The 12,928-nt window shown below is 43.0% G+C and carries 10 protein-coding genes; 8 read left to right on the plus strand and 2 right to left on the minus strand.

Annotated features, from left to right (window positions below; translation table 11 throughout):
- Positions 1 to 162 precede the first annotated feature (162 nt).
- Positions 163 to 1,059, plus strand: a complete 897-nt coding sequence (locus DJ568_RS13845; protein ID WP_114005876.1) for a magnesium transporter CorA family protein — start codon at positions 163 to 165, stop codon at positions 1,057 to 1,059.
- Positions 1,060 to 1,107: 48 nt separating this feature from the next.
- Here DJ568_RS13845 and DJ568_RS13850 read toward each other — a convergent pair whose 3' ends face one another.
- Together DJ568_RS13850 and DJ568_RS13855 are read right to left on the minus strand one after the other, a co-directional pair.
- On the minus strand, positions 1,108 to 1,917 hold the full coding sequence (locus tag DJ568_RS13850; RefSeq protein ID WP_114005877.1) for an MBL fold metallo-hydrolase: 810 nt from the start codon (positions 1,915 to 1,917) through the stop codon (positions 1,108 to 1,110).
- A 127-nt stretch (positions 1,918 to 2,044) separates the two neighbouring features.
- Positions 2,045 to 2,695 carry a class I SAM-dependent methyltransferase gene (locus DJ568_RS13855; RefSeq protein ID WP_114005878.1) on the minus strand — a complete coding sequence of 217 codons (651 nt, stop codon included), beginning with the start codon at positions 2,693 to 2,695 and terminating at the stop codon, positions 2,045 to 2,047.
- Positions 2,696 to 2,861: 166 nt separating this feature from the next.
- On the opposite strand from DJ568_RS13855, the gene DJ568_RS13860 reads away from it, so the two are divergent.
- From DJ568_RS13860 to DJ568_RS13885, 7 genes are all read left to right on the plus strand, one after another.
- Entirely contained in the window at positions 2,862 to 3,209 is a 348-nt protein-coding gene (locus DJ568_RS13860) for an ArsR/SmtB family transcription factor (protein WP_114005879.1), read from the plus strand.
- Positions 3,184 to 3,687 (plus strand): SRPBCC family protein, encoded by a 504-nt coding sequence (locus DJ568_RS13865; protein ID WP_199560986.1) that lies wholly within the window; start codon positions 3,184 to 3,186, stop codon positions 3,685 to 3,687. Before DJ568_RS13860 ends, DJ568_RS13865 begins: the two co-directional genes overlap by 26 nt.
- A gap of 42 nt (positions 3,688 to 3,729) precedes the next feature.
- Positions 3,730 to 4,902: a sialidase family protein gene (locus DJ568_RS13870; protein ID WP_147238762.1), complete on the plus strand. Its 1,173-nt coding sequence runs from the start codon at positions 3,730 to 3,732 to the stop codon at positions 4,900 to 4,902.
- A 65-nt stretch (positions 4,903 to 4,967) separates the two neighbouring features.
- Positions 4,968 to 5,990, plus strand: a complete 1,023-nt coding sequence (locus tag DJ568_RS13875; protein WP_114005881.1) for an acyltransferase family protein — start codon at positions 4,968 to 4,970, stop codon at positions 5,988 to 5,990.
- 184 nt (positions 5,991 to 6,174) lie between these two features.
- Complete coding sequence (locus DJ568_RS13880; RefSeq protein ID WP_394339548.1) at positions 6,175 to 7,728, plus strand: GNAT family N-acetyltransferase; 1,554 nt, start codon at positions 6,175 to 6,177, stop codon at positions 7,726 to 7,728.
- Positions 7,729 to 8,174: 446 nt separating this feature from the next.
- Positions 8,175 to 8,489, plus strand: coding sequence for a DUF6660 family protein (locus tag DJ568_RS17650; RefSeq protein ID WP_394339549.1), 315 nt, complete (start codon positions 8,175 to 8,177; stop codon positions 8,487 to 8,489).
- A gap of 73 nt (positions 8,490 to 8,562) precedes the next feature.
- Positions 8,563 to 12,927, plus strand: coding sequence for a CusA/CzcA family heavy metal efflux RND transporter (locus DJ568_RS13885; RefSeq protein ID WP_114005882.1), 4,365 nt, complete (start codon positions 8,563 to 8,565; stop codon positions 12,925 to 12,927).
- The last annotated feature ends 1 nt before the right edge of the window (position 12,928 follow it).

The raw sequence follows: 12,928 nt of genomic DNA on the forward strand, positions 1-12,928 counted from the left end.
AATAGTTGATAGGTTAACCACAAATGTTTTACTGTAAAGCTATTATGTACATATAATATTGTTACAATGGTGAAATTTGTGCGTGTAAATTTAACACTAAGCAGTTATATTTAATTAAATAAACATATTTATTATTGGCCGTTTATTTGATACCTTGCAAGTATGCTTAAACAACTTGCATCAAAAAGTGCTAACGGATTTGATTGGATAGATATCAGCGACCCGCAGCATGACGAGTTGCATGAAACTGCCACGCGATATAACCTGCACGAGGAATTGTTGGATGACAGTCTGCAGTCAGACCACCTGCCAAAATACGAAACCATGCGCGACTATGTGTTCATGATATTCAGGATACATACCGAAAGTAAGGCAATGGAGGCAGACACGGTTCAATTGCTTACACATAAGATAGCCATATTTTACAGTAAAGAATTTATAGTTACCATACACCGTAAACCCCATGCACTAATTGACACGCTTGCCGCACTGGTAACAGAAGGGCAATGTACGGGTTCATTTCACCTCCTTAATAATATTATTAAAGCCTGCTTGCTAACGTATGATGCGCCGTCAAGGGATTTATCTCGCGGATTGGAGTATTATGAAGAGCAAATTTTTTTACGCACCCGCAAGGTACCACTCCTAAAAGGCATGTATTTTTTGAAACGCAAGGTAGACCTTATACGCAGGATGCTCATACTCTCGTATGATATTATTGACAATATTGATGCTGAACAGGGGGATGTAAATACACGCGATACCCGCGACCTGTATATCCGACTTCAAAACATCTACGATGCATTATCCGATAACATAAATCACTTATTAAGTCTTTATTTCAATGTTTCGGCACAACGCACCAATGATACAGTACGTATACTTACAGTATTCTCGGTGTTTTTTATGCCACTAACGTTTATAGTAGGTATATACGGAATGAACTTTGAGTATATGCCGGAATTACAGCAAAAGTGGGCTTACCCCACCGTTTTAGGCGTGATGGCAGTAATAGTGCTGCTTATATACCTCTGGTTTAGGCGCAAGGGCTGGCTATAAAAAACCGGGAATCATTTCTAACCGAATTAAATATTGGTATATCGACCATTAAAATAGCGAAAATTGCAAGTTAGCAGCTGCGGTAACACCCTCGGGTTTATTGGTTACAGTAAATACTTCTGTTTCCTGGTAGCGCGACGCAACAATTACCCTGGTAGTATCGGCATGCCCGCTGAAAAGACGTTGAACCAGATCAGGACAATTATTATCTTTTGACAAATGGGCCAGCAGCAAATGGCTCATGAACGATGGTTTATGTTCAAGGAAAAGCTGTAACGCTTGTGTGTTACTTAAGTGTCCTCTGCCACCGCTGATGCGGCGCTTTAAAAAGTAAGGGTACCTTCCGTTATTAAGCATTTGCTCATCGTAATTTGCTTCAAGGAAGGCAGCGTGACATTGTTTAAAGTATTTTATTAAATTTTTGCAGGCTGATCCTAAATCGGTAAATACGCCTACGGTGATACCTTCGCCTGAAATTATAAAGCTGTGAGGCTCGGCCGCATCGTGCAATTTGCTGAAGGAGGTTATGGTTAAGCCGCCAACAGTTACACGCTGATGGTCGGCAATGTGATAGAAGCATTCAGGCGTAAGCTTGCCGTTTAACATAGTGCCGGGTGTTACGTATACCGGTAATTTGTATTTGCGGCATAAAACAGCAAGTCCGCTTATATGATCGGTATGCTCATGCGATACAAAAACAGCCTTTACAATATTCATTGATAACCCCAGCCGCGCCATGCGTCGCTCTATCTCGCGGCACGATATGCCTGCGTCTACAAGTACCGCCTCGCGGCCATTACCCACATAATAGCAATTGCCGTTGCTGCCTGAGTTTAATGATGCGATGTATAATGCCATACCGGCAACAAAAATACTACGTTTGGGGAACCAATGATAATTTTTTTAGCAATATAATTACAGGTGCGAGTAAGGCGACTTAATAGTGGGCTGTAATTTAAACCGGTATTGTGCCTAACAAGTCCTATTAATGTTTTTCAGCTACCAAAATGTAATGGTTAAACAGGTATTCTTTTTTTATCAACTCGGTTTGTTTTATTGTGCAACCCAGTTTGGTTAGCATAGCCTCGTATTCTGCCAGGTCATATTGATGAGGATGCAGTATATCAGCAGGTTGTGCCCTGAAAATATGTTTAAATAATTTATGGTTATGCGCGTCTATCGACACTACAATAGTGCCGCCGGGTTTGGTATACTTATATAAGGTTAAAAAAGCTTCATCAAGCTGTGCTACATGGTTTATGGCATTCATGCAAAAAACAACATCAAAGGCCTTTTCGCTGGTAAATGATTCAAGCGTCTCAGTATGAAAGTCTACGTAGGGATACATATCCTTTTTAAAGTGGGGTAGGGTAGTAGCGTAGGTATTCAGTAACGGATCAACCGCGGTAACTTGATATTCATCCAATATAATATATATGCCAGCAGGACCACAGCCGGCATCTAAGATATATTGTCCGGGCTGCATATTCAGGTTGTTACCAATCCTGTCAAGTACGTTTTGCCAATAACCCTTCTTCCATTTTAAGTAGGTGGTTACATCTTTATGCGCGAGATATTTTTTCCACCAGCGGGCCTCAAAGAGCTGGGCTACACGCCAGCGTAAAGTTTTTACCATGAAAAAGGTAGTAAATTAATAAAGGCCGAAGCTACATTTTTTAAGTGTAATGTTAAAAAATTTATACTAAGCTGTATAAACACAGAAGATAAAATTTTATGAAAATAAAGTTGCACAACCAAAAGGTTACATTTAAATTTGAAACCGAAAGGTTACATATTGTTATATGCGAAGGGATACATTCCAGGCGATTGCCGATCCGACACGGCGTGAAATTTTAAACATGATATCGGCACAGCCTTTAAATGTTAATACCGTTGCAGGCAACTTTGAAATAAGTAGGACGGCTGTTTATAAGCACCTGAAAATATTGACCGAATGTGGGTTAATAAAGGTTAAGCAACACGGTCGTGAACGCTATTGTGAGGCGCGGTTGGAAAAACTGGCCGAGGTAGCTGATTGGTTAGAGCAGTACAAAAAGTTTTGGAACAGTAAATTAGACAACCTTGAAATTTATTTAAAAGATATACAATCAGAGGAGGATAACAATGACAGAAGACACCAACGGTATTAACGCTGCCCCGGGTGATATTGTAATAACCCGGCTAATTGATGCACCTGCTGAACTGGTGTTTGCGGCATGGACAAACGTTTCCCACTTGCAAAAATGGTTTGCACCTGAGGGCTGCTCAATTAAATTTATGCATGCCGATATAAGGGAGGGTGGCACATTCCATTCATGCGTTACCGTGCCAGGTTACGGGGATTGCTGGTGCCTGGGAGAGTATCTTGAAATTGTACCGGATAAAAAAATAGTGTATACGATGATAAATGCCGACCAGCACGGTAATAAGGTGGCGGATGCCGGGAAAGATAGTGAATGGCCACTTGAAACAACAGTGACTATTTTGATTAAACCTTTTAACGGAAAAACAAAGCTTATACTTCATCAAAACGCTCCCGAAGCCGTAGCTAAGCGCACCGGCGCATACCCAAGCTGGCTGCAAATGCTGGATAATTTGGAGAAAAGCTTGTCGCAGGATTCAATCTAACGATTAATTGAATATATTGCAGTAACGTTTACTAAATAAGTTATGACCTGCAGATTACTCGCCGCAATTTGTGTCGTTTTGTTTTTTTACTCTTGTTCAAAAAGCAAATTAGATAATCCGGTTGAATTTATCCGTAATTGCGATTTCCCGGCTAATGATGCATTTTTTCTACGACGGTTAGCGGATGGCCCCGGCGATACCAACGTATGGGTACAAGGAAAAATGTGCGCAGATAAGTTTGGCCGGTTATACATGGGTTATATATCGGGTGATGGTCATCACGCCCGTGACCGTACCGCTTATACTTGTTACTCTGATGATAATGGAAAAACCTGGAGCCCGCTAAAGGTAATAAAGCCTAATATTGGCGGTTCGCGTAATTATGGTATAACATGCCAGGCCCTTGGTGTTGATGACGACCGGAAACTATGGGCAATTGTGCGTAACCATGGAAACAATTTTTTAATAGGGCACACGTTCCACGAAATCTGGAGTTCTGCAGATTTTGGCAGTACCTGGGAGTTTCATGACCGAATAGATGAAATCACTTCAGGACCTGATATTATAGGCGGTTTTCATGACATGATACAAGTTGGCAATAATATGATTGCCGCATACCACTCCAACAAGGGTTCAAAATTGGGTTTTATAGCAATAGATCGTAATGATCCAACAAAGCGTGTTCATACAGATGTTATAGCTGATGGCGGGCCGCATGACTATGTTGAAGCAACCATGTGTTATGATGCAGTGAATAATAAAATTATTGGAGGATTACGGTCAGAACTTACCGTGCCGCAGCTGTTTTTTATGAATACCGATTTTAGCGGTTTTCAGAAATTTAACTCGGCTTGCCATATATTACGTACTCCGGTGCCTGTAAAAATAATGGGCCATAAAATTGTTTATATGGGCATTGAAAGAAAGTTAACAGGCGAGGTGGCTTTTTATGTAGGTAACCTGGACGACTTATACCGCAAAAGCAATAACAGTACTTGTAAAGCTACTATTGGTTTTATTGTTAATAATCCAATACCAATCCCCCCCAATGTAGGCGTTCCTGACATGGAGGTTGTGGGTCAGAAACTGCACTTCGGGTTTTCACAACAACGCGATAATGGACACTCATCTGTTTATTATGGCAATGTGGATTCTTTAAAGCTCGGGATAAAAAATCCGCTTACTTATAATATGCTTGTGGATATGCAACCATAATATCCGGGCTCTTCCAAAATGTGTAAACCTTAATCAAAAGTATTCCTAATTTAAATTATACCAGCATGTTGCAAAAGCGAATTCTTGAACTGGACGCTTTCCGCGGAATTGCGGCCGTTATGGTTGTCTGTTTTCATTACGTGTTGGGTACTGAATTTAAGGACACTGTATTCATACTGGGGGGTACCGGGGTCGACTTATTTTACATTATTAGCGGATATGTGATATTGATGACTGTTGAGCGTTCAAGGGGTTGGAAAGATTTTGTTACATCGCGTTTTTCACGGCTCTATCCTACTTTTTGGGCTGCATTGTTATTCACTTCGGCACTGTACCTGATTTTTAAAAATGACGTATTGACTGCTAGGGTTTTCATTGGCAACAGCACTATGGTACCCCATATACTGGGCGTTCCGGAGATTGATAATTCATACTGGTCGTTGGCTGTGGAGTTTGTTTTCTATGTGTTGATAACGGTTATCTTGGTTTTCCGGCAAATCAGTAAAATAGAGGCATGGGTAGCTGTGGGTTTATTTTTTTGTTTTGTATTTCACTTTATATCACCCTTGCTCCACCTCGATTATTATTTATTTAAGGTTTCTTACCGTGTAGAGTTTTTAAACCAGGCGCCATTGTTTTTTGCAGGAATTGTTTTTTACAAGATGCACCATGAAAAGCCAACGTTACACCGTCATCTGCTTGTGATATGCTGCTTGTTACTCATGTGTTCGCTACACCCTAAGGGCCGAATGCTGCCCCATATATCATTTGAAGGACATTGGACAATGCTGGGCATTTATTTCGGTATGTTTTACCTGTTTATATACAGTCAAATGGGCTGGATAATCAATGGTGTCACCTTGTTTCTTGGTAAAATATCTTATTCATTATATCTTATTCACCAATACTTCTCGGTGCGTATAATAATACCATTTTTTATGGAAAGGGTGCAATTATCTTATGCGGGGGCATGTATAGCAGCGTTGGTTGTAGTATTGGTGACGGCCAGCGCGTTTGCTTATTATATTGAATTTCCATTGCATAAAAAAATACGCGGCCTGCTCAAAGGCGCAACACCTTCCATGTAACTTATAAGTAAGAAGAGTAGCACTATCGTGATTTTATGCATAGCGATATGCAAATCACAAATAGCGAAACCAGCTCGTAAAAAGCAGCGAAGTATACATTTTTGTTTAATCCTCTGGTGAGCAATTATTTTTATGCTAAAATACAGATCAGCAGTTTACATTTGTTGTTGAAAATCATACTGATATGGAAATGGGCAAGGAATTGAGGAATGAAGACCTTAAAATAGAACTACGGACACTAACCAAAGACGATTACTTAGGGTTAAAGTCCTCAATGATAGAAGCGTATTCTGAATGGGAGGGTGCATCTTACTGGGGGGAAAAACATATTACTCACTTGGTCGAAATATTCCCTGAAGGACAAATCTGCATCCTGGTTAACGGAGCTATAGCAGGCTGCGCCCTTTCCCTTATTGTGGATTATGATAAATTTGGTGATAACCATACCTATACTCAAATAACTGGCAATTATACATTTTCCACACATGATGAAGACGGAGACGTGTTGTATGGCATTGATTTTTTCGTGCATCCCGACTACCGGGGTATGCGTATTGGACGAAGATTGTATGACGCGCGTAAAGAGATATGCGAAAGGCATAACCTTAGGGCAATTATTGCTGGTGGGCGTATTCCTAAATATAAAGACTATGCAGACAAGCTCACACCTAAAGCCTACCTTGAAAAGGTAAAAGGTAAAGAGATTCATGATCCTACCTTATCTTTTCAATTGGCTAATGATTTTCACGTACGCAAAATCCTGAAAGGCTATTTGCCGGGCGATACGCAGTCGCTGGAGTATGCATCATTACTGGAATGGAACAATATCTACTATAATGAGGAGGCAGCACATATAAATTCAAAAAAATCGGTTATCCGGTTAGGGTTGGTCCAATGGCAAATGCGCCCTTTCCCCAGCATGGAATCTTTGTGCGAACAAATCGAATTTTTTGTAGATGTAATCAGCGACTATCAAAGCGATTTTGTGCTGTTTCCGGAACTGTTTAATGCGCCTTTGATGACTGCTTATAACCATATGAGCGGAGCCGGGGCTATGCGTGAGATAGCCAATTTTACAATTCCTTTGCGCGACAAATTCATGGAATACGCCATCAGTTACAACATCAACATTATAACGGGTAGTATGCCTTACCTTGAAAACGGTGTGTTGCTAAATGTCGGCTATCTTTGCCGTCGTGACGGTTCCTATGAAATGTACCGCAAAATCCACTTAACACCGGCTGAACAAAGTGCCTGGGGAATGGTTGGCGGAGACCAGATCACAACCTACGACACGGACTGCGGAAAAATCGGCATACTAATTTGTTACGACGTGGAATTTCCGGAACTGCCACGGATATTGGCAGAACAAGGGATGCAAATACTTTTTGTGCCTTTTATGACCGATACCCAAAATGGCTATACACGTGTGAGGCATTGCGCGCAAGCCAGAGCCATCGAAAACGAATGTTATGTTGCCATAGCCGGAAGTGTGGGCAATCTGCCTAAGGTACACAATATGGATATTCAATATGCGCAATCTGCCGTTTTTACCCCGTCGGATTTTTCTTTCCCGAGTAATGGTATTAAAGCAGAAGCAACACCTAATGCAGAAACAACACTGATAGCTGACGTTGACGTAGATCTGTTAAAAGAGCTGCACAACTTCGGCGCGGTAAAAAATCTCAAGGATAGGAGATTAGACTTATACAAAATTATTAATAAGAGTAAGAAGTAGGGCGCTGTGGCCATGCGTTCAGGGTTTAAATAGTCAGTGCCGCAACTATGGGGGTGTTTAGTCAACCTTAGATCGTCGAAATACTAACAGAGGACGTAACAACTTCAATCCATAATAATCCAACCTGACAACATATCCGACAACGCTGAAATCAAAAAAGCCCCTCTAATTGCTTAGAGAGGCTTTTTTGTGATCCCGCTGGGATTATGTTTTAAAGGCCTAATGCCTCTGAATGTTAATGAGTTACATCTATTTAAAAGTCATAGGTTACCGAAAAGGTTACCGATTACTTTGTACTTACTTGTACTTATTTGATGTCGTTTAAAGAACTAATTAATATTCAAAAATAAGGAAAATTCTATATATATATACAAAGTATTTGATTACATATTTATCGTATTTTGTAAATACATACCCTTTGAAAATTTTCCCTACATTTGCTTTTAATGAGATATGTATGTTTTCTATTCAGTGTCTATTTTACCCTGCTGGCAATATTACCCTGCCATGACAGCGAAGATATGGTCGCGGCTGTAACGCAGGTTACGGTTCAAAAAACTCATTCTCCTGATAGTGAAAGAGGCCAGGAAACTTGTCCCCCTTTTTGCACCTGTACCTGCTGCTCTACAGCAAGGCATTTATCGTCGGCCGTAGTAACTGGAATATATATCCGAACTATTAATAATGACTATCCTGATTTTGGTATTTCTTCCATTCAGGAACAGCCGATCAAAATCTGGCAGCCCCCTCAAATAAGTTAATACAAACTTTTAATGTTTTCGCCTGCAATCAACTTTGTAAGGCTTTTCCGTATCGTATTAATTTTTACAATTTATGTTTGATAAGATCATCTCGTTCTCTATCAGGAACAAGGTAACTATTGGGATTATGACGCTGGTATTGATACTGGCGGGGATTTATTCGGCAGCCAACCTGCCGGTAGATGCGCAACCCGATATTACCAATAACCAGGTACAGATCATTACTCAAGCGCCCAGTCTGGGTGCACAGGAAGTGGAGCAGTTCATTACTACCCCCATAGAATTAGCCATGGCCAATATCGCCGGAATCATTGAAAAGCGTTCGATATCACGTTCGGGCATTTCTGTGATCACCCTTGTATTTAAGGATGATGTAGATATTTATTGGGCCAGGACACAGGTGAACGCTCAGTTAAAGGAAGCCGAAAGCACCATTCCCCAGGGACTGGGCGAACCGATGCTGGCACCGATAACTACCGGACTTGGGGAAATTTACCAATACACTATTCACACCAAAAAAGGTTATGAGAATAAATACAGCGCAACTGATCTTCGGACGATCCAGGACTGGCTGGTCAGGACACAATTGGCCGGTACGGTTGGTGTGGCTGAAGTCAGCGGCTGGGGAGGTTACGTGAAACAATATGAGATCGCGATGGACAATGACAAACTCAATTCATTGGGTTTAACGATTCCGCAGGTTTACGAAGCTCTTCAAAAAAACAACCAGAATACCGGCGGCTCTTACATAGAGCAACAGCACAACACCTATTTTATCAGGGGCTTGGGACAGGTGCAAAACCTGGATGATATCCGCCGCATCGTGGTCAAAAACGTTCAGGGTTCACCCATCCTGATCCGGGATATCGCCGATGTGCAATTTGGCAGCGCTACCCGTTACGGCGCGGTTACCCGTAATGGTGAGGGCGAGGTCGTGGCCGGTGTAACCCTGATGTTAAAAGGTGAGAATTTCAGCCAGGTGATCAAAAATGTCAAAGAGCGCATGTTGCAGATCCAAAAATCGCTGCCCGAAGGTGTAGTGATTGAACCCTTCATTGACCGGACCGAACTGGTGGGCCGCGCTATCGGTACTGTGAAAAAGAACCTACTGGAAGGTGCCTTGATTGTTATTTTCGTGTTAGTGTTATTATTGGGTAATTGGCGTGCAGGTCTGGTTGTCGCCTCCGTTATTCCTTTGGCGATGCTATTCGCCTTTACATTGATGCATTTGTTCGGCGTTTCCGCGAACCTCATGAGTTTGGGTGCCATTGACTTCGGCCTTATTGTGGACGGCGCGGTAATTATAGTTGAAGCCATTGTTCACCGGATCACGGAAACCGGGCGGCTATCAAAATTTGATAAGCTTTCACAGGAGCAAATGAACGATGAGGTTTATCAGGCCGCATCCAAGATACGTGACAGCGCTGCTTTTGGGGAGATCATTATCCTTATCGTATACCTGCCGCTGTTCGCATTAGTCGGTATCGAAGGTAAAATGTTCAAACCGATGGCACAGACGGTGGCTTTTTCTATTTTGGGCGCTTTCATTCTTTCTTTGACCTATGTGCCGATGATGAGCGCTTTGTTCTTGAGCAAAAGTACGCAGCATAAACGTAATATATCCGACCGTATCATTGAAGCCTGCCAAAGCATCTATCACCGGGTATTGATTGTTGTACTTAAAGCAAAAGTGCTTACCGTTACGGTAACAATTATCATTTTTGGGGTGGCGATATGGAGTTTCAGTAGAATGGGGGGTGAATTTATCCCTACACTTGAAGAGGGTGACCTGACCGTGGAAATCTCCATGATGCAAGGAACCTCGCTTACTGAAGTGATCAAGACCTTTACCAAAGCCGAAAAGGTGCTGAAAAACCGATTCCCGGAGATCAATCAAGTCGTGACGCGTATCGGAAGTTCTGAGATACCTACGGACCCGATGCCGATAGAAAAAGGCGATATGATGTTAGCGATGAAGCCGAAATCGGAATGGACGAGCGCGAGTTCGCGTGAAGAGATAATGGAAAAGATGGAAGAGGCCCTTTCGGGCATTCCCGGCATTAATGTAGAGATCACGCAGCCCATGCAGATGCGCTTTAATGAATTGATGACCGGTATTCGTCAGGATGTGGCTATTAAAATCTATGGTGAGGACCTCGATATCCTCGCCGTTCAGGCCGATAGGATCGCTAAGATTATTGCGCCGGTAGAGGGCGTTACCGAACCCTTTGTAGAGAAGGTTAACGGGCTGGCGCAGATCCAGGTAGTTTACAACCGGGATAAAATGGCTCAATATGGTCTGACCATCAGCGATGTCAATATGATATTGCAAACCGCCTTTGCCGGTAATGTGGCCGGTGTGGTTTTTGAAGGCGAGAAGAGATTTGATATGGTGGTCAGGCTTAAAAAAGACCTTCGCGAAAATATTTCCGGTGTAGAAAATCTCCTGATACCGCTGCCTACGGGTAACAAGGTTCCCTTGAGCCAGGTCGCGGATATCGGGTTTAAAGATGCCCCTGCGCAGGTGTCCCGTGAAGATGGCAAACGCCGCATTTACGTGGGCTTCAATGTCCAGGCACGCGACGTGGAATCGACGGTAAAAGAAATACAGCAGAAACTGGACAGCAAGGTTAAATTGCCTTCGGGTTATTATATTACCTATGGTGGGCAGTTCCAGAATCTGCAGGCGGCTAAAACCCGCTTATCTATCGCCGTCCCAGGAGCTTTGTTGCTGATCTTGGTATTACTTTACGTTACCTTCCGTTCGGTCAAAGAAACGATCATTATCTTCACCGCGGTGCCGATGGCCTCTATTGGTGGTGTGGCTGCCTTAATGTTACGGGATATGCCTTTCAGTATCTCTGCCGGAGTCGGCTTTATCGCCTTGTTCGGTGTAGCAGTCTTGAACGGAATTGTGCTTATTGGTTATTTCAATCAACTCAAAGCGGGTGGTATGGACAATATTTATGAACGGGTTATAGAAGGCACTAAAACACGCCTGCGCCCGGTATTGATTACGGCAGCCGTAGCTTCACTTGGTTTTCTGCCGATGGCTTTATCCGCCAGCGCGGGTGCTGAGGTACAGAAACCGCTGGCTACAGTAGTGATCGGCGGGCTGATAAGTGCGACTTTTTTAACGCTATTTGTATTGCCTTGCCTTTATTTATTATTCAACCGGAAGGAAGTCCTTAAAGTGCCCAAAGCATTGACCTTTTTAGCTGTGCTTGCGGGTTCGTTGTTATTACAGCCAGTTGCTGCGAACGCTCAGGTTAAAGAAAAGCTGACGCTTGACAGCGCTATAGCCAGGGCTTTAAACCGGAACCTGCTAGTTCGTGCGGCCGGTCTGGGTGTGGAGCAATCGAAAGCTCTGAACCGTTCCGGCACTGATTTCGCCAAAACGAATGTACAGCTTACACAAGATCCAACAAGTGGCGGTAACATTGATAACGCACTAGGCGTAAGCCAAACGATTGCCTGGCCGGGTTTATATAAGAATCAGAACAAATTGTTTCGCCAGCAGACCGCCCTCGCTGAAAGCAACCGTAACCTTACCCGTGCTGAAATTACACGCAATGTAAGGAACGCTTATTATGCTTACCTCCTTAACCGGGAAACGCTGAAGATCCTGAATTTTCAGGACAGCGTATATAACGGCTTTGTTAAAAAAGCAGAAGTTAGGGTGAAGGCCGGTGAAGCTTCTAATCTGGAACTTATCAGTGCGCGCAACAAATATCAGGAAATACAGGCGCTTAAGATCAGTGCCATAGCAGACCTGCGCAGTAACGAACTTGCTTTACAGCAATTGTTAAGTACCACGGCTGCACTGGAATTGCCGGACATGGCTTTGCCGATACAGATCAACAGTGGGGATTCGCTGGCGCTTAATAGGAATGCACAAATCGGTACGGAAAGACAGCAGGTTGAAGTGGCTAATGCACGGATAGGAGTGGAAAAAGCTAAAGCACTGCCTGACTTTACCCTTGGCTATTATCAGCAATTACTCATCTCCGGGTTTAATCCAGCGGGGATCGACCGCAATTATGCACCCGGTACCCGTATCGGCGGTTTTCAGGTGGGTGTCGCCCTTCCGATCTTCAATAACGCGAACCGCGCAAGGGTAAAAGCTGAAAGATTTTCCGCAGAGATCGCTAAAACTAATCTGATGAACACTGAAAGTCAGGTGCGCCTGCAATATGCACAGGAATTGCAGCAATACCAGAAATACCGGCAGGCGGCAGATTATTACAGCAACGGCGGGCTTAAACAAGCTGATGAGCAACTCCGGATCGCACAGGTGTCTTTTAACCTTGGCGAGATCGGGTATGTAGAGTACATCCAAAACGTATCCGCTGCCGTACAGACCAAACTGTCCTATGTGGATGCGCTTAGCCGCATGAACCAATCCGCTATACAGTTACAATTTTTAAAGGGAGAATAAT

It is taken from the genome of Mucilaginibacter hurinus, assembly GCF_003324525.1.
GTDB classification, from domain to species: domain Bacteria; phylum Bacteroidota; class Bacteroidia; order Sphingobacteriales; family Sphingobacteriaceae; genus Mucilaginibacter; species Mucilaginibacter hurinus.

What these genes read in the sequence shown, in the direction of transcription:
- DJ568_RS13845 (WP_114005876.1), top strand. Translation starts at nt 163, where the DNA reads ATGCTTAAACAACTTGCATCAAAAAGTGCTAACGGATTTGATTGGATA.
- DJ568_RS13850 (WP_114005877.1), bottom strand. Translation starts at nt 1,917, where the DNA reads ATGGCATTATACATCGCATCATTAAACTCAGGCAGCAACGGCAATTGC.
- DJ568_RS13855 (WP_114005878.1), bottom strand. Translation starts at nt 2,695, where the DNA reads ATGGTAAAAACTTTACGCTGGCGTGTAGCCCAGCTCTTTGAGGCCCGC.
- DJ568_RS13860 (WP_114005879.1), top strand. Translation starts at nt 2,862, where the DNA reads ATGCGAAGGGATACATTCCAGGCGATTGCCGATCCGACACGGCGTGAA.
- DJ568_RS13865 (WP_199560986.1), top strand. Translation starts at nt 3,184, where the DNA reads ATGACAGAAGACACCAACGGTATTAACGCTGCCCCGGGTGATATTGTA.
- DJ568_RS13870 (WP_147238762.1), top strand. Translation starts at nt 3,730, where the DNA reads ATGACCTGCAGATTACTCGCCGCAATTTGTGTCGTTTTGTTTTTTTAC.
- DJ568_RS13875 (WP_114005881.1), top strand. Translation starts at nt 4,968, where the DNA reads ATGTTGCAAAAGCGAATTCTTGAACTGGACGCTTTCCGCGGAATTGCG.
- DJ568_RS13880 (WP_394339548.1), top strand. Translation starts at nt 6,175, where the DNA reads ATGGAAATGGGCAAGGAATTGAGGAATGAAGACCTTAAAATAGAACTA.
- DJ568_RS17650 (WP_394339549.1), top strand. Translation starts at nt 8,175, where the DNA reads ATGAGATATGTATGTTTTCTATTCAGTGTCTATTTTACCCTGCTGGCA.
- DJ568_RS13885 (WP_114005882.1), top strand. Translation starts at nt 8,563, where the DNA reads ATGTTTGATAAGATCATCTCGTTCTCTATCAGGAACAAGGTAACTATT.